At 39.9% G+C, this 23,780-nt stretch carries 16 protein-coding genes and 1 pseudogene; 6 read left to right on the forward strand and 11 right to left on the reverse strand.

Annotation, left to right across the window (positions count from 1 at the left end; all coding sequences use genetic code 11):
* The 4 genes from AB4153_RS18025 to fabB form a co-directional block, all read right to left on the reverse strand.
* Positions 1–2,619 (reverse strand): FimV/HubP family polar landmark protein (locus AB4153_RS18025; protein ID WP_371998307.1); only part of this gene is annotated, 2,619 nt, incomplete at its 3' end.
* A gap of 179 nt (positions 2,620–2,798) precedes the next feature.
* Complete coding sequence (locus AB4153_RS18030) at positions 2,799–3,815, reverse strand: aspartate-semialdehyde dehydrogenase (protein WP_102529486.1); 1,017 nt, start codon at positions 3,813–3,815, stop codon at positions 2,799–2,801.
* A gap of 2 nt (positions 3,816–3,817) precedes the next feature.
* Complete coding sequence (locus tag AB4153_RS18035; RefSeq protein WP_371998308.1) at positions 3,818–4,966, reverse strand: 4-phosphoerythronate dehydrogenase; 1,149 nt, start codon at positions 4,964–4,966, stop codon at positions 3,818–3,820.
* Between the two features lie 216 nt (positions 4,967–5,182).
* Entirely contained in the window at positions 5,183–6,394 is a 1,212-nt protein-coding gene (fabB, locus tag AB4153_RS18040) for a beta-ketoacyl-ACP synthase I (RefSeq protein ID WP_102529488.1), read from the reverse strand.
* Between the two features lie 327 nt (positions 6,395–6,721).
* Between fabB and mnmC the strand changes: the two genes are divergently transcribed.
* Positions 6,722–8,692 (forward strand): FAD-dependent 5-carboxymethylaminomethyl-2-thiouridine(34) oxidoreductase MnmC, encoded by a 1,971-nt coding sequence (gene mnmC, locus AB4153_RS18045; RefSeq protein ID WP_371998309.1) that lies wholly within the window; start codon positions 6,722–6,724, stop codon positions 8,690–8,692.
* 30 nt (positions 8,693–8,722) lie between these two features.
* Entirely contained in the window at positions 8,723–9,187 is a 465-nt protein-coding gene (locus AB4153_RS18050; RefSeq protein ID WP_371998310.1) for a hypothetical protein, read from the forward strand.
* 78 nt (positions 9,188–9,265) lie between these two features.
* Here the strand turns inward: AB4153_RS18050 and AB4153_RS18055 are convergent, their stop codons facing one another.
* From AB4153_RS18055 to prmB, 6 genes are all read right to left on the reverse strand, one after another.
* On the reverse strand, positions 9,266–9,811 hold the full coding sequence (locus tag AB4153_RS18055) for an RNA methyltransferase (protein ID WP_371998311.1): 546 nt from the start codon (positions 9,809–9,811) through the stop codon (positions 9,266–9,268).
* A 20-nt stretch (positions 9,812–9,831) separates the two neighbouring features.
* Complete coding sequence (locus tag AB4153_RS18060; protein ID WP_229371373.1) at positions 9,832–10,107, reverse strand: YfcL family protein; 276 nt, start codon at positions 10,105–10,107, stop codon at positions 9,832–9,834.
* 3 nt (positions 10,108–10,110) lie between these two features.
* Positions 10,111–11,280, reverse strand: coding sequence for an ATP-NAD kinase family protein (locus tag AB4153_RS18065; protein WP_229371375.1), 1,170 nt, complete (start codon positions 11,278–11,280; stop codon positions 10,111–10,113).
* A gap of 83 nt (positions 11,281–11,363) precedes the next feature.
* Entirely contained in the window at positions 11,364–12,536 is a 1,173-nt protein-coding gene (locus AB4153_RS18070) for an MFS transporter (protein WP_102529493.1), read from the reverse strand.
* A complete protein-coding gene (gene aroC / locus AB4153_RS18075) occupies positions 12,537–13,631 on the reverse strand; it encodes a chorismate synthase (RefSeq protein ID WP_102529494.1) in 1,095 nt (364 codons plus the stop codon).
* A 43-nt stretch (positions 13,632–13,674) separates the two neighbouring features.
* Complete coding sequence (gene prmB, locus AB4153_RS18080; protein WP_102529495.1) at positions 13,675–14,619, reverse strand: 50S ribosomal protein L3 N(5)-glutamine methyltransferase; 945 nt, start codon at positions 14,617–14,619, stop codon at positions 13,675–13,677.
* 80 nt (positions 14,620–14,699) lie between these two features.
* Between prmB and smrB the strand changes: the two genes are divergently transcribed.
* The gene (smrB, locus tag AB4153_RS18085) at positions 14,700–15,227 is read left to right on the forward strand and encodes an endonuclease SmrB (RefSeq protein ID WP_102529496.1); all 528 of its coding nucleotides are present in this window, start codon (positions 14,700–14,702) and stop codon (positions 15,225–15,227) included.
* A gap of 124 nt (positions 15,228–15,351) precedes the next feature.
* Here smrB and sixA read toward each other — a convergent pair whose 3' ends face one another.
* A complete protein-coding gene (gene sixA, locus AB4153_RS18090) occupies positions 15,352–15,825 on the reverse strand; it encodes a phosphohistidine phosphatase SixA (RefSeq protein WP_102529500.1) in 474 nt (157 codons plus the stop codon).
* A 192-nt stretch (positions 15,826–16,017) separates the two neighbouring features.
* On the opposite strand from sixA, the gene AB4153_RS18095 reads away from it, so the two are divergent.
* From AB4153_RS18095 to AB4153_RS18105, 3 genes and pseudogenes are all read left to right on the forward strand, one after another.
* The gene (locus AB4153_RS18095; protein ID WP_371998312.1) at positions 16,018–18,831 is read left to right on the forward strand and encodes an insulinase family protein; all 2,814 of its coding nucleotides are present in this window, start codon (positions 16,018–16,020) and stop codon (positions 18,829–18,831) included.
* Between the two features lie 272 nt (positions 18,832–19,103).
* Positions 19,104–23,393, forward strand: a complete 4,290-nt coding sequence (locus AB4153_RS18100) for an EAL domain-containing protein (RefSeq protein ID WP_303517954.1) — start codon at positions 19,104–19,106, stop codon at positions 23,391–23,393.
* Positions 23,394–23,475: 82 nt separating this feature from the next.
* Positions 23,476–23,780 (forward strand): annotated as a pseudogene (locus AB4153_RS18105) (hypothetical protein); the annotation flags it as partial.

A 23,780-nucleotide genomic window follows, 5' to 3' on the forward strand; every position in this document is an offset into this window, starting at 1 on the left:
TGGTTCTGGTTCTGGTTCTGAAGTATTCTCAAAAGAGCCTAATTCTGAATCTTCATTGATTGATTCTTTATTAACAGACTCTTTATTAACAGATTCATTATCAATAGGTTCATTAGCAACCGAAAGATGAGAGTCTTCTGCTTCGATATCGGCAATAATGTCGTCGATATCGGCATTAGAATCTGTTTCAGTTTCAGCCAATTCATCTTCAAGGGTTGAGCTTTTAGCCTCTAACTCATCAACATCTGATTCATCAACAGCAACACTTTCTACTTCTGTGTTTTCACTAGAAGCGCTTTCAAGCTCAGAAAGTAGCGAGTCGATATCATCATTATCAGATTCAATATGAAGCTCTGATTCAATTTCCTCAAGTTCTGCACTCAGTACTTGCTCAACATCAAGCCCTTCGTTGCTCAGTGGAGCAAATTCTTTTTCTGGATCAACTTCAGCAATAAGTTCATCAATATTGGCGGTTTCATCTAGGCTAACTGAAACATCATCCTCTAACTCAGCTGCAATCTCTGCTGTGAAATCATGTTCTTCTTCAGTTGGTGCATCGATAGATGCTAATAAAGCGTCGAGATCATCTTCATCCGCTACTGCATTAGCATTAGTATCAGTCTCAGTTACTGCTTCTGTTTCCACTGGCGCTTCACCAGGTACATCGTCTTCTGGCAAATCAAAATCAGCTAATAAGCTATCAATATCATCTTGTGGATCTGTATCCGCTGCTTTTTCTGCAACTGGCTCTGAAGTTACATCGTCTTCTGGCAAATCAAAGTCAGCTAATAAGCTATCAATATCATCTTGTGGATCTGTATCCGCTGCTTTTTCAGCATCTGGCTCTGAAGCTATATCGCCTTCTGGCACATCAAATCCAGCTAATAAGCTATCAATATCATCTTGTGGTTCTGTATCCGCTGCTTTTTCTGCATCTGGCTCTGAAGCTACATCGTCTTCTGGCACATCAAATCCAGCTAAAAGACTGTCAATATCATCTTGCGGATCTGTATCCGCTGCTTCTTCTGCATCTGGCTCAGAAGCTACATCGTCTTCTGGCACATCAAATCCAGCTAAAAGACTGTCAATATCATCTTGTGGATCTGTATCCGCTGCTTTTTCAGCATCGGGGTCAGAAGCAACATCGCCTTCTGGCACATCAAAGTCAGCTAAAAGACTGTCAATATCATCTTGTGGATCGATAGCCTCTTCTGTTTCAGAAATCGCTTCATCTGAACGAGTTTCTGGCTCATCTAGCCCAGCCAATAAACTGTCTAAATCGTCTTCATCGGCAACACTTTCAGATACGGCTTCTTCTGCTGGGGTATCAAGTCCCTCAAGTAGGCTATCAAGGTCATCTTCATCCGCTTCAAGCGGCTGTAGGTCTTCCTCTTGCTCTTCCATGGCTTCAGCCCAAAGGTCATCAAGTGATGTCCCTTCAGCTTCTTCCTCAGTTGTTTCTGCATCTTCAGTGATATACATATCAGCATCGGATGAGTCATCAAGACTTAACTCTTCTGTTGCTGCACTGTCTAAATCCAGTAAATCATCAATATTGTCAGCACCGGCCTCGTCATCATCCAAATGGATAGCCAAGTTTTCAATGTCATCAACTTCTGGCTGAACCTCTGTGACAGCCTGTTCAGCAACAGGAGCTGTAACGTTTTCTGGTTCAGTTGCCGCTTTACTCTTACGGCGCATTAACCAAAATATAATTAAGAAAATAACGATAAGAGGCAACGCAGCTAAAACGGCCAATAAAATCATGTTGTCAGAAATCGAACGCCAAAAGTCAGTCGGCTCTTCTAGTACTTCAGGTTTATTGTTTTGCTCAATAAGTTGCTGGTGTGATGCTTCTAACGCTTGATGTTTTTCAGTCAGTAGCTGAAAGTCTTCTTGCATTGCAGATAGCTGCAAAGTGAGTTCTTGAATTTTTGCTTTTAGTGCCGTGTTGTCAGCATCTTTAACCATCAACATATCTTCTGAGCGTGCTAACTCATCGGTCAGTGACAGCACTTTAGTTTGCTCATCTTCAAGCTTGACCGTTAGCTCATCAATTTGAGGCTGAACTTCTTCAGCAGCTTGTTTAGCAAGCTCTTCTGCAGTTGGTTGCTGAGTTTGTGCCACGATTTGTAACGGCTTTTGCGCTGAAGGTGCGATGTTTGTCGCTGCTTGATTGTTCGTGGCAGGAATTGTTGCTGCTGTTGTGGTTCTCGGGTTGGCATTAGGCAAGCGCTTATCATTATTTTCAGCCCGAGTTTTAGCGTCAGCACGGCTTATTTGCGCCATGACATCTGCAGATGGCACTAATAGCGTCATACCGCGTTCTAATGAATTGTAATTATTACTACTAAAAGCGTGAGGGTTCGCATCAAACAATGCTGCCATCACTTGGTAAACAGAGATATCTTGATTAGGTCTGACTTTTTGAGCAATGCTCCAAAAAGTATCTGAAGATGTTGTTGGACCATATTGACGGGTTGGCGCTGAACTTACTTCACCATTAGGGCCAGTAATTCTGAGCGTTTCTGCATGAGCAGGCTCGATAATATGAGAAGCAGAAACAACGGCCAGTGCACAGGCCATAATGCCAACAAAATAAGAGGTACGAAAAATCATCAATCTTTCCCTTTGAGCGCAATCGAGTTGTCTTCATGACAACGGGCTTTAGGTCATTTATTTTTATTAATTAAGACTATAAACCAGATTTAGTCACCCTGCTACTGCTGACAGCGGTAAAACGAAAAAAGCCTGCAGGCTGCAGGCTTTTTAGTCTAAATAACTCTATTCATAGTAGATTAGTAATAATCTCTAACAAGAACTTCAGCTATTTGAACACTGTTTAATGCAGCACCTTTACGGATGTTATCGGCCGTAACCCATAAATTTATACCGTAATCGTGAGAAATATCTTTTCTCACTCGGCCAACGAATACTGGATCGGTACCTGCTGAGTCTGTCACTACTGTTGGGTAGTCTTCATCATTTTCAAATAAAACAATACCTTCAGCATCACGTAAAACAGCTTTAACTTCTTCTGCTTCAACAGGTTGGCGAGTTTCTAAATGCACAGCTTCAGAATGTCCGTAGAACACAGGAACACGCACTGCCGTTGGGTTAACCACAATATCGTGATCGCCAAAAATCTTCTGTGTTTCCCACACCATTTTCATTTCTTCTTTGGTGTAGCCGTTTTCCATAAACACATCGATTTGCGGTAATACGTTAAATGCGATTTGCTTAGGATATACCTTATTTTCCGCAGGTAGACCTTGTAGTAACTTAGATGTTTGACCTGCTAACTCATCAATCGCTTGCTTACCAGAACCTGATACAGATTGGTATGTTGCAACGTTAATACGTGAAATACCGAATGCATCATAAATAGGTTTTAGCGCCACTAACATTTGAATCGTCGAACAGTTAGGGTTAGCAATAATGTTACGGTTACGGAAGTCAGCAATTGCTTGTGGGTTCACTTCAGGCACAACAAGTGGTACATCGATGTCGTAGCGGAAGTGCGATGTGTTATCAATCACAACACAGCCATGCTCTGCCGCAATTGGTGCCCATTTAGCTGAGACATCACCACCAGCAGAGAAAAAGCCAATTTGTGCTTTGCTCCAATCGAACGTGTCCACATCAAGAATTTCTACTTGTTTTCCATTAAAGCTAACGGTATCGCCAGCACTTCGGCTGCTTGCTAATGGGTATAAGTTCGCGACTGGGAATTTTCGTTCTTCGAGGATCTCAATCATAGTTTGACCCACTGCACCCGACGCACCTAAAACAACAACATTAAATTCCTGTGACATAATTAACGCTCGACTCCTGAAAAACCTAATTTAAGCATCCAATTTACCTCAGATTGCCCCGTGTTGACTAGCGACAATGCACTAAATTCACGTCTATGAGTGTGATTTTTTCTCATATGGTCAAACCCATGGTTATTAAGGAAGCTATTTCTAAACAAATAGTCATCATCATTGAGGTTATAGACCAATCTGGCAATATTAAGCAGCTGTGTTTCTGATAACGCATCATTGATATCAAGCTTGCTAATACTAAAAGCAGGTAACAAGTTACTGACGCTTTTATCAACATCAATATTCATAATCTCGCACAGTTTTTGAAACAACATATGCGTGCCTCGCGCTTTGCCTTCAAGGCTGTAGCCGGCAATATGTGGTGTGGCAAATTCAACTAAGGGCACGAGTTCAGGCATAGGGTTTGGCTCGCCCTCCCATACGTCTAGGACCAGTTTTAAATCAGCTCTTTGTTGCTTCACTTTTATCAAAGCGCGGTTATCGATAACTTCACCACGGCAGCAATTTAACAGCCAAGTATTGGGTTTTAATTGGTTAAGGCGTGTTTCATCGAGCATATACCATGTTTTATCTTCACCAACTCGTGTAATTGGCACATGAAGACTGATGATATCGGCCTGCTCGATGATCGTATCAAGGGATACAAATTCACGGGTATTGCTGTTGCCAGTTTGCGTCTGCTCTCGCGCTAATACAGGATCGCAGAGTAAAACCTCAATGCCGTATGCTTTTAAACAATGTTCAAGAGCGGAGCCAGTATTGCCAGCACCAACAATGCCAACCACTTTGTTTTGTAATGGCTGCTTAAATCGTTTAGCTAACTCAAGCATTGCAATAAAAGCAAATTCACCCACTGCGGTTGCGTTACAACCAGGCGCATTGGTAAAAGGAATATTTTGCTGCTGTAAATAATCCAAGTCGATATGATCAGTACCTATAGTGGCACTACCGACAAATTTAAGCTGATTAGCTTGTGCTAACAGTTGCTGGTTCACTTTAGTGACAGAACGTACCAATAAAACGTCAACATCAACCAATTGTTCAGGCGTTAACTGACGACCATTAACACGGGTTATTTCGCCTAATTCGCCAAATAACGCTTCGACATAGGGCATATTCTCATCAGCAACAATCTTCATATTTGGGATTTACCATCATAAAACGACTTAATGGGCTTATTCTATCAAGTTATTAATGGCATTCGTTACCTACAAAAACGAAATAATGTGTTTTGTTTATAAAAGCTTATGAATTGAGCAACATTTTCTTCATTTCTACTGGCCTAAAAACAAAAAGCCTTTAACGTTTCCGTTAAAGGCTTCAAATCTAATTTGGCATGAGCTCAAATAATAAGTTTACTTATATTTGCGCATCACTAACGTGGCGTTTGTGCCACCAAAACCAAAGCTATTGCTCATAACAGTCGTTAGTTCAGCATCACGATATTCTGTGACTAATGGAATGCCAGCCGCTTTCTCATCCGGCGTATCAATATTGATACTTGGGGCGATAAAGCTGTTTTCCATCATCATTAAGCTATAAATCGCTTCATGAACACCTGCAGCGCCTAAAGCATGACCTGTCATTGATTTAGTTGAAGCCACTGGCGGCATGTTTTCAGGGAAAACTTCATGCAATGCTTCAAGCTCACGTACATCACCTACTGGAGTTGATGTACCGTGAGTATTGATATAATCAATTGGCGTATCAACATCAGCTAAAGCCATTTGCATACAACGCACAGCGCCTTCACCAGATGGAGCTACCATATCGTAACCATCAGAAGATGCACCGTAACCAATAATTTCGGCATAGATTTTAGCGCCACGGGCTAATGCGTGTTCTAACTCTTCAACAACAACGATTCCGCCGCCGCCAGAGATAACAAATCCATCACGGTCTGCATCGTATGTACGCGATGCTTTTTCTGGTGTGTCATTGTACTTAGTTGATAACGCGCCCATTGCATCAAACCCCATAGTCAGGGTCCAATCTAATTCTTCAGCACCACCAGCAAATACCATATCTTGCTTACCCATTTGGATAAGTTCTGCCGCATGGCCGATACAGTGAGCTGATGTCGCACAAGCTGAACTGATTGAGTAGTTCATGCCTTTAATTTTAAATGGCGTTGCTAAACATGCACTCGCCGTACTCGCCATAATGCGCGGTACAATGTATGGACCTACACGTTTAACGCTTTTTTCGCGTAACGTATCTGCCGCTTGAACTTGGTTTTTAGAAGAAGCACCACCCGTGCCGACAACTAAACCCACACGATGATGAGAATATTGCTCTTCTGTTAAATTTGCATCACTGATTGCTTCTTGCATCGCAATGTATGCGTATGCTGCTGCATCACCCATAAAACGTAACGCTTTACGGTCAATGTGATCTGCTGGGTTTAATTTAATATCGCCCCACACATGACTGCGTAATTTCATTTCTTCGAATTGGTCAGAATGGGTAATACCACTGCGTCCAGCTTTTAGTGAATCTGTCACTTCTTGCTTGTTATTACCGATGCTTGAAACAACACCTAAACCTGTTATTACGACTCTTTTCATTTTTTGCTATCCATTTTGTACGTGTCAGTACCTAATTTTGCTGCCGCAATGATATCCGCTTTAGACGAATAAAGTGGTCAGCTTTCAGTAAACATAGGTAAAATAATCTCAATAAAACCAATTTGAGTATGAGCTTTGACCCAATTAACCACTGACTTCCCTATAGTTACCCGAGATTGTGCATCAATATCGGCCAATTTTCCAAGTAGTTACTGTCAAAACCCTGATTATGCAGCAAGCATAAGGCATTATTATGAAAGTGTCTTGTCTCATAAGCCAATCTCGAGCAAAACCCTGTGTATTGGGCAAATTGGGCTCGGAGTTGGTATGGAGGTCATGCTACTTTGGCAATTATCTGAACAATTTAATCAAACAATACACTTAAATGTTTTTGAACATTATGGCTTAAATGCATTTGAGCTAGTTCAGTTAATGACGCTTGCTGATAGTGAAATCAATCAATCATCACATTGCTTTCATCACTATGCACAGCAGCTGCAAAATGCATGTATTGCTAATATCGATGGTTGTCAGCGACTCAGTTTCAATCGCGGTCAATTTATCATCGACTTATACTTTGGTGATTATGCCCGCAACGCTCAGAGCTTGCCATTCAGTCAGCAAGGTCAAATAAGCCATTGGCATTGCTTACCTCATACGACTGAAGCGGCCTATTTTGATCAACACCTAACAGAAAAACTTTTCTGGCAAATGGGTCGAATAAGCCTAGATAATGCCAATATTTACGCTTTTGATACTGATGCAAACTCCAAGAAATTATCACAACTTACACAGCTCACAGGCTTTAATCTTGTTTCTAGCCCAGAAGCTATTAAGGCAAATGAACAGACCAGAATGCTGCAAGAGATCCCTTTATGTGAGCGCAGAGCATTACGTCAGTCTTTGCAAAGTGAATATGCCTATTCACTGCCTTCAGGTGCTTTTGTCACAAACGATTTAACTGCAAGTGCTTTAACTTCAAGTGCTGTAACCGCAAACTCAGATACAAACAATGTTAATGACTCAATTGCGATTATAGGCGGTGGCATTGCAGCAGCTCACCTTGCTTTGTCGCTGGCAGAAAAAGGAAAAAGTGTCACAATTTACTGTAAAGACAAAATGCTGGCTGATGGCGCTTCAGGTAACAAACAAGGGGCGATTTACCCGCTGTTAACCCCAGATAACAGCTTAATGAGCCAGTACTTCCAACAGGCCTTTTTGTATAGTCGTCGTCGTTTGCAAGAACTCACCGCTGCCGGGCATCAAATCGACCATCAATTTTGTGGCGTACTGCAAACAGGCTTTGATGAAAGAAGCGACGCGAGATTAAATAAAATAATTGATGGTCAAGATTGGCCAAGTGAAATTGCATTTGCCGTTAGCCCACTTCAAGCCAATAACATTGCCAAGATTCAAATCGACAAGCCTGCATTTTATTACCCATTAGCAGGTTGGATTTGTCCCCATGAATTTGCAAATGCGGCAATTAAGCAAGCACAGCAGATTGCCGCAAGTAAAGGTAATGAGGTGGTGGTAAAGCTGAATTGTGAGATTTCTGCATTAACTAAATCAGGAACGAATTGGCGATTAACCTCTACTGAGCATAATGAAGTAAGTAAGCAACATTATGAACATCCCGAAGTTGTTGCAGCATCTGGGGCCCAGCTAACGGAGTTTACACAAACCCGCGCACTTCAAGTCACTGGGTTTCGCGGCCAAGTGAGTCATATCCCGTCAAAAGGTAAACTGGCCGAATTAAAAACGGTGATTTGCGCTCATGGTTATCTCACCCCTGAAAATAATCAACATCATTGTGTAGGGGCAAGTTACGTCAAGTCACCTGAAAACCTTGATTACTGCCCTGATGAACAGTTAGAAAATGCCCAAAAAATGCAACATAGCTTTCCAGACAGAACATGGGTTAATGACATAGATGTTTCAGATGAAAATGCAAGAGTCGGCGTGCGAATGGTCACCCGCGATCATTGCCCTATGATGGGATTAGCTCCGGATATAGATGCGATCTTCAAACGTTATAATACTGAACCATTAAAAGACCATCAGCTTACCGTTACAAGCCGAAAATTTTGGCGGCATCAACCTGCACCATCACATCAAGGCTTATATGTATTAGGCGGTTTAGGCTCAAGAGGGTTAAGTTCTGGGCCATTAGCTGCAGAAGCATTAGCATCTATTATTTGCAAGCAAACGCCACCCATCAGTTACGATATGTTTGCCATGCTCAATCCAAATAGAATGTGGTTAAGAAAATTGCTTAAAGGCAAATCGCTAATCTAATCGATGGCGATTATTCCAAAGGAATGACAGATGAGCACGAACAATGAAAAGATACATCAAGCTTATTTAGGCGAGCTATACGGCATTGCCTTTTTTAGTTTACTGCAAAATGTTGAAGAAGATGAACGGCGAATAGAACTCTGGAAGAAACTGATTGAAGTAGAAACTCTCACTGCTGAGTTACTGTTATCTCACTTACTCAAGCAGACGGAGCGATTCAGCTTTCCTGTCGAAACCATGACACAAAAAGGCCATGATGACGCACAAAAATGGCTTGATTTGTCATGGACAGAATTACTGCAAACTTTGGTTAATTGGGTAATCCCTTACGAAGAAGAGTATCGTCAATGGGCAACAAATTGCACTGAGCATAATAAGATTTTTGATTTAATTGCAGCCCATGAAACCGCTATTCTAGATTGTTTCCGGGCTGAATTAGCACAAAAAAATGGCCAAGTAGAACTTGACCATTATATTAAGCAGCTTATTCATTAGAGCGTGCTTAATTCATTAGCGAGCGCTTAGTTTATTAAACAGCATGTAGACTAAGCGCCTAGTTAGCTCAAATTAGTGCTATTTCTTCCACGTTTTGACTTTAGTGCGATTATTATTATCTCGACTCTCGCGGATCAGTTCATCATCCGCTGCGATTTGTGCACTTTTAGACAGTCGATCATATAACAATACATTGACTGAGGCCGCTAAATTCATACATCCCACCGTTGGCACATAAACCACCTCATCTGCAGCATCAATAATTTGCTGCGGAATGGTGCCATCTTCAGGGCCAAAGATATAAAAAGCATCTGCAGGATGTTCAAATAACGGCAACGGTGTTGCGCCAACTACTAAATCAACACAGATTATTTTAGCGTTTTGGGGTGCTTGTTCTAGCAACGATTCCACCCGTGTTAACGGGATCGTTTTGGCTGCATTTTTAGTATCAACATCATATTGTGCTTCACCTGAGCGAGCCGCCAATTCATAACGATTACCCGTATAAAATACCGCATTCGCTTGATAACAACCTGCTGCGCGCATAATCCCACCCACATTTACAGGTGTTTTAGGATTAACCAGCCCGATTGAAGCTGTTGATATATTCTTTTGTTCTGTCATGCCAATTCGCTTACTAATGCTTATTTTATATCGCTGATGATTTGACGTAATTGTTGCCAAGCCCTTTGCACTAAAGCAAAGTCGGCAGCTTCTAACTCATCATCTGCCAATGCTAAACAATCGACCATTTTGTCATCTAGGGCATCAATACCGCTAAGTTGTTCTTGTTCAAGCTGAGAAAAAACCACTGCAATATGACCCTGTAAGTAACCGCTGGCAAATAGCGCGTCATCATCACCATTGGCAACAGTGTGTTCAATCCAACCTTCTAAAGCTGCATCATACTTCTCTAACATGGTCTAACTCTCCGATAAATCTGGGTTGGCAACTTGGTACATCACGTAATCGTGGTATCCAGTGGTAATTTTATAATAACCAGTAAGTGCACTATCTAATTCAGGGTCGCCACTATCCACAATTAATGGCCGTCCTTCAAGTGCTTTTAGCTTAGTTTTTGTTGCTAAGATAATAATATTGTCTTTTCCGACCTGCTTAATTAGCTCTGGCGAGAGTTGCTGATTACCACGACCAAGAATATGCCCCTGACCGCCAATCAAGGTAATGACTAACTTCGTCGGTTTATTAGTCGTCAATTCAAGCAACTGTTTAGCGGTGACATCAGCAGCAACCACTTGCTCATTCTGGATAACATCCACACCCAATAATGTGTTGTCTAGATTAAGCTCTTCCATTAACGCTGCAACCGTTGAGCCACTGCCTATGATATAAAGCTCATCTTCCATTTGATTAATAACATCAGCAGCGATATCAGCAAGCACTAACTCGTCGACCTCTTTACCGCCCATTTTAACAGCTTGAATATAACGTGGCTCGGCAGGTACTAGCATTTCACCAAAGCGTTTCGCTTTAACTGTGCCTTGCCTAAATGCTTGCTCATCAATATCCATCACATCAGCCGTCATCAAGCTCACTAACTCGCCTTTAAGTAGCATATTGACTACCACACCAGCAGCATGCGGTGTTATCGCGTATACGCCAGAGTGAATCTTCACTCCAGCTGGCACGCCAAGTACTGGTATAGCGTCATCAACTACGGCAAAAATATCTCGCGCAGTACCGTCGCCACCGGCGAAAAGTAATAAATCGAGTGACTCGTTCATTAACGCTTCTACTGTGAGTTGTGTATCTCGAGCGTGAGTAAGTTGATGATGTTGTGGTTGTTTATCTGGTGTCAAAGTCTCGTTTGCCGCAGTCGAATGCACACAGGTCACTGTAAACCCCATTTTCTGCGCGAGGTTTTGGCCCATATCACCGGATGCGGTAATGATATCAATTTGATCTTTAAACGGCTCAATTACGGCTAATGCTTGTTCCATTCTTAAGTTAGCTTTTGGCTCTGCGCCCTTTTCAATTGCCAATTGCGCCACATTATCAGAACCTTTGAGGCCTACACTGCCACCTAATCCTGCTAATGGGTTAATAATCAAACCTAATCGAAAACGCTTCACTGCAATCAATCCTCTTTCACTTTTCTAATGAATTTTAACAATGCTAGTTAAGTTAATCTTATTCACGGGCAATATGTTATGTATTAGCTTTTGACTTTCAAATAAGGTTTTGGCTCACGAATAGCCAATGTAGCTAATAATGCTAACACAGCGCAAAAAGAAGCAAATAACCAAGTTTGACTAGCACCTGAACCATCACCCCAAATCATACCACTCACCCATATTCCAATCGCGCCGCCTAAACCAAAACTTAAACTAGCATAGAGCGCTTGGCCTTTGCTTCGATGCGCAATATCAAAATTACGATGAATAAACTGAATTGACGCTGCATGTGTTAAACCAAAAGTGAATGCGTGAAGTGCTTGGCTAATGGACAACAGTAAAATATTATCTACGCCATATGCCAATAAGATCCACCTTACAACCGTAAAACCCATACTGACTATCAAGAGTAATTTAACCCCAAACCGACCCAATAATCTTGGCGCAAGCATGAACATTAAAATTTCAACCACCACGCCAAAAGCAACGAATAAACCTGCTATGCCCTCGGTATAACCTGCTTGTTTAAGATATAAAACAAAAAAGCCATAAAAAGGCCCTACACTCATTTGCAGTAATATCGCTGATATAAGAAACCAAATGATAGAAGGAGACAGTGTTAAAGGCGGTCTTGAGCCTACGTCAGCTAAGGACGCTCTATTATTGGGTAATGCCAAAGCACATAAGAACATGCCGATAAAAAGTACCATCCCAATTGAAGGGACAATTTCAGCACCGAACTCACTGATACAAAAACCTGCAATGATGACTAAGCAAATATACCCGACACTTCCCCAGCTACGTATTGCACCATATCGATGGGACTCATCCCCTAAACTTTCGAGCGTTATGACCTCAAGCTGAGCCAAAATCGCATTCCAAAAAAAGGTGTATACCATCAAACTGATAGCTAAATATGTGAGGCTGCCATCAAAGAAAAAGCTGACATAGGTAATCGCAGCGGCTGCAGATCCGAATTTAACTAACTCAGAACGCATACCGGTTCTATCGGCAACCATAGCCCAAACATTGGGAGCAATAATTCGCGTTCCCATAAGGATTGCCATCAGAAAGCCAATCTCTTGGGCATTAAAACCTCGGTTATCAAAAAACACACCAAGGTATGGAACCATTAAGCCAAGAATTGAAAAAAAGAAAAAGTAACAAGCGCTGAGCCAACGAACGTTAGGCTCAGCTGATGACGCATTAGGCATTTATTTCATACCGATAACGGGAGTTTCAGAAACCACGTCCTGATTTTGTGCGCGGTGGCGAAGTAAGTGATCCATTAATACAATTGCAAGCATTGCTTCTGCAATCGGCACAGCACGGATACCAACACAAGGATCATGACGCCCTTTTGTGACCACATCAGCCGTAGTACCTTGAGCAGTCATGCTTTGACCAGGAACTGAAATGCTTGAAGTTGGCTTAAGTGCAATATGAGCAACGATAGGTTGACCAGAAGAAATACCACCTAACACGCCACCAGCATGGTTTGACTCAAAGCCTGCTGGAGACATTAAATCACGCCCCTCAGAACCTTTTTGGGTTACCACACCAAAACCATCACCGATTTCAACGCCTTTAACAGCATTAATGCCCATTAATGCATGAGCAATATCAGCATCAAGACGGTCAAATACTGGCTCACCGAGTCCAACAGGTACGCCTGTTGCCGCAACGGTAATTTTAGCCCCGACTGAGTCACCTGATTTTTTCAAATCACGCATGTACTCATCCAGTTGCTCTAATTTAGACGCATCAGGAAAGAAGAAAGCATTTTGTTCAACTTCATTTAAATCTACTGATTCTGCGCAAATAGGACCAAGCTGAGACATGTAACCGTTAATTTCGATACCATGCACTTGCTTTAAGTATTTTTTCGCTACAGCGCCAGCAGCAACACGCATTGCAGTTTCGCGCGCAGACGAACGTCCACCGCCACGATAATCACGTAAACCGTACTTTTGCTGATAAGTGTAATCAGCGTGGCCCGGACGGAATAAATCTTTGATATTGGAGTAATCTTGACTGCGCTGATCGGTATTTTCAATCAATAAGCCAATGGAAGTACCTGTGGTTTTATCTTCAAACACACCAGATAAAATACGCACCTCATCAGGCTCGCGGCGCGCAGTGGTATAACGTGAGGTACCAGGTCGGCGGCGATCTAAATCGTGTTGCATATCCTCAACGGTAAGTTCAAGACCTGGTGGGCAACCATCAATAATACAACCTAATGCAACACCATGACTCTCGCCGAACGTCGTCACGACAAAATTTTGACCTATGCTATTTCCCGACATGCTATCTGATTACCTCAACGTAATTTATTTTTTCTAATCGTTATTATTCACTATCTTTATAGATGGCGAAAAGTGATTCATTTTCAACTAGCTGATCATATGTAAGTACAAACACACCGTCTCCGCCATGTTCAAACTCAACCCAGGTGAATGGCACATCAGGGAATTGCTCATTCAAATGCACCATTGAATTACCGACTTCAACAACAAGTAAACCATCCGGTGTCAGATAATCAGCAGCATTGGCCAGAATACGCTTAGTTAAATCTAGACCATCACGACCTGATGCTAAACCAATGGCTGGCTCGTGATGATACTCATCTGGCATATCGCCAATGTCTTCTTCATCTACGTATGGTGGATTCGATACGATTAAATCGTAATGTGGGCCTTTTTCAATTGCGGAGAAAATATCCGATTGAATTGGGAACACGCGATCTAATACATTCAGTGATTCGATGTTTATTTGTGCAACTTCTAATGCATCTTCACTAATATCTAACGCATCAACTTCAGCATCTTCAAATGCATAAGCACATGCAATGGCGATACAGCCACTACCGGTGCATAAATCCATCACTCGAGTAACAGGCTTGTTATATAACCAAGGACTGAAACCATTGTTGATCATTTCAGCGATTGGCGAGCGCGGCACTAACACACGTTCATCAACGTAAAACTCTAAATCAGCAAAACGTGCTTTGTTGGTTAAATATGGAACGGGTAAACGCTCACGAACACGACGAATAATTAGCTCAACAATTTTGTGTTTTTCACTGCTGGTCAAGTTGGAGTTAACCACCTGCTGACCAATTTCTTCAGGAAGATGTAAAGCATGGAAAACCAAAGAAATAGCTTCGTCCCAAGCATTATCAGTTCCGTGCCCATAATAAATGTTCGCATCATTAAAACGGCTTACAGCCCAACGCAACATATCGCCAACGGTTCTTAATTCGGTGACAGCTTCATCTACAAAGATTTTATCCAAAACATAACTCCTGAAAAATTGTTCCTGACCATTGTAACTGAAGTCTATTAAGATGACCTAGAATTCAATACAATAGCGCCATGAATAAAGAAAATAATCCTGACTTTGCACTGTTTTCAGAGCAATTTGGCGGTGTTAAGCCGTTAAATCAAGATAAACATCACTTTAAGCAGTCGGTCAAATCCAAACAACAAGTCGAAGTAAAAGAACAACAGGTTTACGCGGATAGCTATTTTTCAGATAATTATCATCCGATATTACCTGTTGAAGGCCCTATGCGTTGGCTCAATGAAGGCGTAGAGAAAATTGAATTAAAGCGTTTGCGCCGCGGAGATTATCAGCCTGATTTGCTACTGGACTTACATGGCATGCGCCAAGCAGAAGCTAAGTTGGAATTGGCTGCATTGCTACAGGCTTGTGTAAAACAGCACATTTTGTGTTGCTGTGTCATGCACGGTTATGGCTCGGGAATATTAAAACAGCAATTACCGATGTGGCTGGCTCAACACCCTAAAGTTAAAGCGTTTCATCAAGCCCCTAAAGAATGGGGAGCGGATGCTGCATTATTGATTTTGATTGATATTGGCGAGCATGCGCATCGAAGATAAGCTGTGATGTTTATTTACTAGTGCTCTTAATTTCGCTCCCTTCATTTAAGAGCTCTACTTTAAGAGCTCTGTATTTATGAGTTCGAGGGTTATGAATTCAGTATTCAAAACCTAACAATTCGCTTTATGCACTCATTTGAGCGGGTGTCTGCATCAAATCAAAATGACCGCCATGCTCATTACGCTCAATTGAGGCTATGGCTGACGTTGCAAAAATGGGCGGTTCCATGCCTGCGACTAACTCGCTGACCATATAGCCAAGAATAGGCATGTGTGCAATCACTAACACTTTTTTAGCTTGATAATGTTCGGCATAAGCCAAAATAGCATCGACAGCAATTTGTGGGCTTCCTGATGGTGTAATATCATCTAACACTAACCATTTACTTGGTTCAGGTAGATGTTTAGCAACTTCTTGCCAGGTTTGCTGAGCTCGTAAGTAAGGACTAACAATCACTAAGTCTACACTGCTGACTTTTTCAGTTAACCAATTGGCCATGGCGTTAGATTGAGTGCGCCCTAATTGTGATAGCATTCTTTCTCTATCTGATGGTGCATCAAAACCAGCTTCACCATGTCGCATCAAAAATAGCTGCATACTTCTATTGCTGCTCATTATCGCTACTCATTATTATTGTGTTTGTTTTCCAATTGTAGCCTTAAATATCGCATCTACAAAGTAACAATGAAGTAAATTTAATTAGTCTTTAGTCGATATTTTCATTAGATATTTGCTAAAAGCCGCCAACGAGATCAATATATAACAAGCCTTCTTATCTGGAGCATTATCTTGACCATAAAACCAGACACAGCACAAAACAAACTAAATAGCATAGTCACCAGCCCAAATGATCATCGCCAATACCGACATATTGTGCTTGATAACGCATTAAGGGTATTACTCGTTGAGGATAAAGCAGCGACTCAAGCTGCTGCATCGATGACAGTCTCTGTTGGTCATTTTGATGATCCGATATCACGTCCTGGTATGGCTCACTTTTTAGAGCACATGCTGTTTTTAGGCACAGATAAGTTTCCGGATTCTGGCGAGTACCATCAGTTTATTAATCAACATGGTGGTTCAAATAATGCTTGGACAGGCACCGAGCAAACAAACTTTTTTTACAGTATCGATGCTGACCACTTTGAAGACTCATTAGATAGATTCAGTCAATTTTTTATCGCACCCAAATTCGATTTAGAACTAGTAGACAGAGAAAGACACGCCATTGACTCTGAATATAGTTTAAAGCTTAAAGATGATATTCGACGGGTATATCAAGTTCAAAAAGAGTCCGTTAACCCCGCTCATCCTTTTAGTAAGTTTTCTGTGGGCAACCTGCAAACCCTTGCAGGAAATGAAGCTGAAGTGAGACAAGAGTTATTAGACTTTTACCAATCGAAATACAGTGCAAATATTATGACGCTCTGCTTGGTATCCCCCTTGTCACTGGATGCGCAGGCTGAATATGCGGAACATTTTTTCAGTTCAATTAACAATCGAAATGCTAAAGCAAGCTATCCTGATACTCCCTATCTCGATGACAATGCAAAGTTAAAACATATCAACATCGCCCCCGTTAAAGATCAAAAAAGATTAAATATCAGTTTTGAGCTCCCTTGCATTGAACCCTTTTATCAACGTAAACCACTGACGTTTATTAGTCATTTACTCGGCAATGAAAGCCCTGGCAGTTTACTTTCTTATTTAAAAGAGCAAGGCTTGGCAAACAACCTGTCAGCGGGTGGTGGTGTCAATGGTTATAACTTCAAAGATTACAGCATCAGTATTCAGCTTACTGAGAAAGGGTTACAGCAAATAGACTCCATAATTGAGTGCACTTTCGAGTATATTCAATTAATTCGTACTTCAGGAATAGAGTCTTGGCGTTATGATGAAAGAGCGAGCCTTTTGTCTACCGCGTTTAAATACCAAGAACAAATTAAAATCCTTGATTTAGCCAGCCATCTCAGTATCAACATGCAGCACTATGAGGTTGAAGATATTGTATTTGGTGATTATCGCATGGATGGATTAGATGCAGATGAAGCACTCGCTCTTTTAGCTATGTTCGTACCAAGCAATATGCGTACTCAGCTTGTTTCAAGAGAAGTCAGTACTAACCAGCAAGCTAAATGGTATTTCACACCTTACTCAATTGAGGAAATACCTGAAACCAAAATTGCTCTCTGGCAACAAGCCGAACCAAGAAAAGAGTTATCACTGCCGACTAAAAATCCTTTCATCGTCAGCGATCCACAATCACGTATTGAATCGAGTAAGAGTGATGTACCTGTAGTTGTAGCTGAAGATGAAGGTTATCGAATTTGGCATCGTAAAGATGATGAGTTTAATGTTCCTAAAGGTCATTTATATCTTTCGTTAGACTCTGAAAATGCAAGCCCTACCCCTAAGCATGCCGCGTTAACCCGTTTGTATGTTGAAATGGTTTTAGATTATTTAACTGAGTCAACCTATCAAGCTGAAGTAGCAGGACTTAATTACAATATATATCCTCATCAAGGTGGCATTACCTTACATTTAACTGGGTTTACCGGTAATCAAGAAACTTTGTTGGCCTTGGTCATAGATAAAGCTAGAGAAAGAAACTTTACCCAAGACCGTTTTAAACTCATCAAAAAACAATTACTCAGAAGCTGGACTAATGTTGCACAAGCAAAACCTATCGCTCAATTATTCTCCAGCTTAACGGTTACCTTGCAAAAACGTTCATATGAACCCGCTAAGATGGCCGAAATGCTTGAAGATGTCACCTTAGATGAACTACATGACCATGTAAGCGCATTTTACGAGAAAATCTATGTCGAAGGATTGGTTTATGGAGATTGGCTAGTCAGTGAAACGCAGCAGCTAGCAAAACGTTTGAAACTCGTGCTTTCACTGGTAACAAAACCCAGTTCAGAATCAAGCCGAGAACTGATTAATCTTACCGATAGAGGCACGTTAATGCGTGAACTCTCAGTCGAACATCAAGATAGCGCCATTATTGTTTACTACCAATCAAATGAAACTAGCGCTCATAATATTGGTTTATTTAGTTTGCTAAACCACACAATGTCGTCTACTTTTTTCCATGAGCTTAGGACAGAGAAACAGCTTGGTTACATGGTAGGAACAGGATATCTGCCACTCAATCGCCATCCAGGGATGATATTCTACATACAATCTCCAACCACCGGACCTCGCAAGTTACTCGAAGCTATCGATGAGTTCATTGCAGACTTTAATTACGCTGTTATGCAAATAACCAAAGAGCAATGGGAAGCCACTAAGCTTGGATTAATAAATCAAATTTTAGAGAAAGATGCCAATCTTAAGAGTCGAAGCCAGCGTTACTGGGTCTGTCTTGGCAATAGAGATTACGACTTCAAACAGCGTGAAAGAGTCGTTGAAGAAATTAAGCAATTTACCCGTGCAGATTTGATTAAGTTTATTGTTAGTAATATGCGTAGTAAACACAGTGACAGATTAGTGATGTTTAATGCTGGTGAGCAGCATAATCAGTTAGAACCAATGCCAACAGCACAGGTCATTACAGATTTAAAAGGCTTTAAACATGACGCTGATAAATTTGAGTTCTAGAAAAACAGCCTAGCGTTTATAAACTTTTACAAGTTTTATAAAAACACCAATGGGAATAAATTTGCAGTATAAAAATCTAATTAGACATCAAAATACAGTGTTTTAAGGATGTTTTTGAATCAAACAAACACATTGGTTGTACAAAATAAGCACAAGTGTTCGAGTGGGACTTTTTTTATTCTTACCAATTTTTGACAAACTATTAACTTTCTGAAAAAGTGGAGTATTACATTGAATAAATCTCGTTTACAGAAGATAAAAGTATAATTTTTATGCAAATGATAAGTCGGTTGGTAATTTGTACATTTCTCCTAGCCCATGCTTTAACGGGGCTCGCTTTTGCTGATTCTGGTACTAATTATGATCTCACTCTTAATACCGAAATTTATAATACCGAAGATGGCTTATCACAAGTCACAGTTACTAGCATTATTGAAGACAAAGATGGCTTTGTCTGGTTGGGAACTGTAAACGGGTTAAATCGTTTTGACGGAACAAATTTTAAACACTTTTTTGCTGAAGATGGCCGCTCAAACTTACCAAGCTCTTTCATTAAAACTTTAATTGTAGACAACCAAAACAGGATAATTGTTGGTACTGATTTAGGTTTAGCAATGTACGATGATGAATCCGAATCATTTACAACAATAGAAATTGATAATAAGCCTTTGTCAGAAGCCATTTGGTCAATAGCACCTCTTTCTAAGGGGATAGCTATAGGTTTAAATAATAAAATTATAATATTAAGTGATAACCTTACTAGAGTATTATGGGAGTTTAATAGTGAGGTTTTACAAGAGGTCAAAAAGGTCATTGAAGTAGGTAACAGCCTCTTTATTCGAAATTATAATGGTATTGTTTTTAAGTTGGAAGATAATAAGCTATCAACGGTTGCTTACAAATCTAATGACATTGGAATCATTTCAAATAAATTATTTATATCTACTAATGATGGTTTGTACAGTATAAAAAATAATAACAAAGAAAAAGTGTCAGATATTGTTATGACCTACCTTGAACCATCAAGAAGCGGTGATGAGTTAACTTCAATAATAGACTCTGACATTGTAAGGATAGATAGTACTAACAGAATAAAGAAAATAGGGTTTATCGATCAAGATGCATCAAGAAAACGTCCTTATATAAAAGAAACTAAATCTGCCATATTTATAACCGATGTCAATTTAGGTGTCATTAAAATAGATAGAAATCGAAATCTTATAAAAAACTCAAAATTTATTAAAGAAAACATTTGGGCTATTACACAAACAGATGAAAATATATTTTTAGCAACAGACTCTTTGGATGTTAGAGTTTTAGATAAATCGCTAAAATATTTATACTCAGTAACGATTGAAAACGCATCAGGCCCAAAATCGATAAAAGTTTTAAACAACCAACTCTATACAGGAAATATTACAGGTTTAACTAAAACAGACCTTTCGACTTTAGAGACTGTTCAAATATTAAATAGACATATTAGCAACGTAAAAATAAGTGAGAGTAAAGATAAAATATATGCTTCGACTATCAATGGCAAAGTATTTGTTATAAAAAACTCTAAAGTTATCAACACGCTGACTACTGGTGAAAGATATCCAATATTCGATTTAATTGAAAAAAACAATGAACTTTGGATAGCATCTCAAGGTGGGTTATTCAAAATTAAAGATGGTAATACAGAGAAAATATTCTCTGAAAGCATGGTTACCACATTAAAATTTGATGAAAACGATCTCTACTTTGGTACAAGAAACTCTTTATTAAAGCTGAATATCAAAACTAACGAGTTAAAAGAAATATTTAGACATAACAAACTAATATATTCGATAGAGATTTTCGATAACTTTTTAGTTTCAGCCTCAGCGATGGAACTAAATATAACGAATAAAACCAGCTTTAAAAATTTAAAACTAACAAATAGAAACGGTTCTCAAAGCGATTACAACTCTTTAGCTTCATTACATATTGGAGATTATTCTTTATTTGGAGGCACTAAAGGAATCAGCATTGTAAACCCGAATGAAATATATAATGATATTTTAATGTCAGGAAGCACTAATGCAGCTTTGATTGATTTCTCATTATTTAATGTTTCAGAAAAAATTGGTGGAACAATCTTAAACAAACCAATAAACAAACAGAGCAATATCACCTTAAAATACTCTGACTACCCTTTTACCTTCACGTTTGTTACTCCAGGACAACCTCTAGAAGAGTTTGACTTTTATTACCAAATGGAAGGATTAAATGATAGTTGGTTGCCCTCGCAAAATATAAACTCAGCAACATACACTAACCTTTCTGCTGGAATTTATAACTTCCATGTTTATGCTATTAATAAACTTTCAGGAAAACAAAGTGAGACCAAGTCTATTCAAATAACGGTCACCCCTCCTTGGTATTACTCTTTTGAAGCAAAACTTTCCTATACATTACTATGCTTTATTGTACTGTTTATTATAACTAAAATAATTCTTCGCCGTCGTCAAATACAAAAACAAATCGCACTAAGCGAAGAAAGATTAAAGCTATCTCTTTGGGGGAGTGGCGATGAAATGTGGGATTGGGATATCGAAACGGGAGAGATATACCGCTCTAATATCTGGGGAACTTTAGAATTCCCTCAAGATGGTCAACGTTCAGGTAAACCTGGCGAAGAAAGTAATATTCATCCATTAGATCAAAACCGAGTTAAAACAGCGCTTAATGACCACTTTAAAGGCCTTACAGATCATTTTGAAGTTGCTTATCGTGTCAAAAGTCGTGAAAACCTTTGGATGTGGATTTTAGATAGAGCAAAAATAGTAGAAAGAGATCAGAAAGAAAACCCTGTTCGAATGACAGGAACAATAAAAAACATTAATAATTTAAAACAAACTGAAGAACAATTACGTTTGTTTGAGCGCGCCATTGAAAATATCTCAGAGGGTATGTTTATCCTCGATGAAAAATATCGTTTTGTTGAAGTCAATGATGCCTGTTGTGAACTTACAAACCAATCACGCGAAGAGTTTATTGGTCAACTATTCAGCTTTGGCCGCTACCCTGAATCATATTCAAATCAAATCCATGCTTCACTGTCACAACAAGGTTGTTGGAGTAATGAACTAGAAGCAAATAAAGGTGATGGTAGTCATTTCCTGATGGAACTCACTGTTGATGCAATATACAACCAACAAGGCGAAACCACTCATTATGTTGGTGTATTCTCAGACATTACCCGTCGTAAACAACAAGAAGAAGAATTAAGAAAGCTCACTAACAGTGATATTTTAACGGGCCTTCCTAACCGTTCTAGCCTTCAAGTTACCTTGAATAATTTAGTTAAAAAAGATATTCATCACACTTTGATGGTTTTAGATTTGGATAACTTCAAGCGGATTAATGACTCTCTTGGTCATCAAATTGGTGATGAGTTACTTGTTGATGTTGCCAAACGTATTCAAAACAATGTGCCTAAACATGTGAGTTTATATCGTTTAGGCGGCGATGAATTTGCAATTTTAGTTGATCACAACCCTGATATTGGGTCTTGTGCAGCAATTGCCTCACGGATCATTGATGCTTTAAAAGAAGAGTTTAAAATTGACGATGAGTCATTAGTTGTGGGCTTGAGTATTGGTATTGTGCTGTATCCAGAAGACGAACAAAATGAACAAGCCTTGCTACGTAAAGCAGATATTGCCATGTATCACGCAAAGTCAGGCGGTGGCAATCGTTATCAATTCTATTCAGAATCATTAAATCAGAATGCATTACGTCAACTGGAAATTGAAAACTTAATTCGAGAAGGTCTTAAAGAGGATCTCTTTGAAGTTTACTACCAACCTAAAGTGGATTTGAAACAAGACAGCCTCGTTGGCATGGAAGCTTTGGTTAGGCTAGTTCACCCCGAACACGGAATTATTGCTCCTAATGAATTTATTCCATTAGCTGAAGAAAACGGTCTTATTGTTGAAATCGGTGATTTAGTTTTACGAAAAGCTTGCTTTGCAGCACAGAAATGGCGTGAACAAGGCATTTTTAACGGCCGTGTCGCCATTAATTTATCATCTAGACAGTTTGCCCTTCCCGATCTACAACAACGTATCTCCAGCGTCTTACAGCTTACTAAGCTACCTGCTTGTCATTTAGAATTGGAGATCACTGAAAGTACAATCATCAAAAACCCAGAAAATGCAATTAAAGTTATGAACCAACTTGCCCAAATGGGCGTGACCTTAGCGTTGGATGATTTCGGTACTGGTTATTCATCATTATCTTATTTAAAGCGTTTCCCAATCCACTGTTTAAAAATTGATAAGTCATTTGTTGATGACATCAGTAAATCAGATAGAGATCTGAAAATGGTAGACAGTATTATCACCATCGCACATAACATGGGCTTATCAGTTGTCGGTGAAGGGGTTGAAGATGATGCTCAACTCAATATATTGAAAGCGCTAAAATGTGAAGAGATCCAAGGTTACATTTTTAGTAAGCCAGTACCAGAAGTTGAATTTACCAAGTTATTGAATATCAATTTCAACAAACAAGAAGAAAAGCAAATTATCAGTTAACATTGGCACAACAAGTGCAACTAGCAGTTCAGACGTCAAATAAAAAACTTTTTTATTAACCCTGAACTGAGAGACTAAAACAATGATTAACGGAATTATCATAGCTGCACTTCTAACTTCGACTTCTGCTGCTAACACTACAATGGAAGTACTCCCTACTATTCACCCTGAAATGGTTAAGACAGTAGGACTACCAAACATTAAGTTCAGCAACACAAATGCCCAAGTCGCTGGTCTACCAAACATCAAGTTCAGCAACACAAACACACAAGTTGCTGGTCTGCCAAACATCAAATTCAGCAACACAAACACACAAGTAGCCGGTCTGCCAAACATCAAATTCAGCAACACAAACACACAAGTTGCTGGTCTGCCAAACATCAAATT

It is taken from the genome of Shewanella sp. 10N.286.52.E4 (assembly GCF_041468785.1).
In the GTDB taxonomy this organism is placed as follows: Bacteria; Pseudomonadota; Gammaproteobacteria; order Enterobacterales; family Shewanellaceae; genus Shewanella; species Shewanella electrodiphila.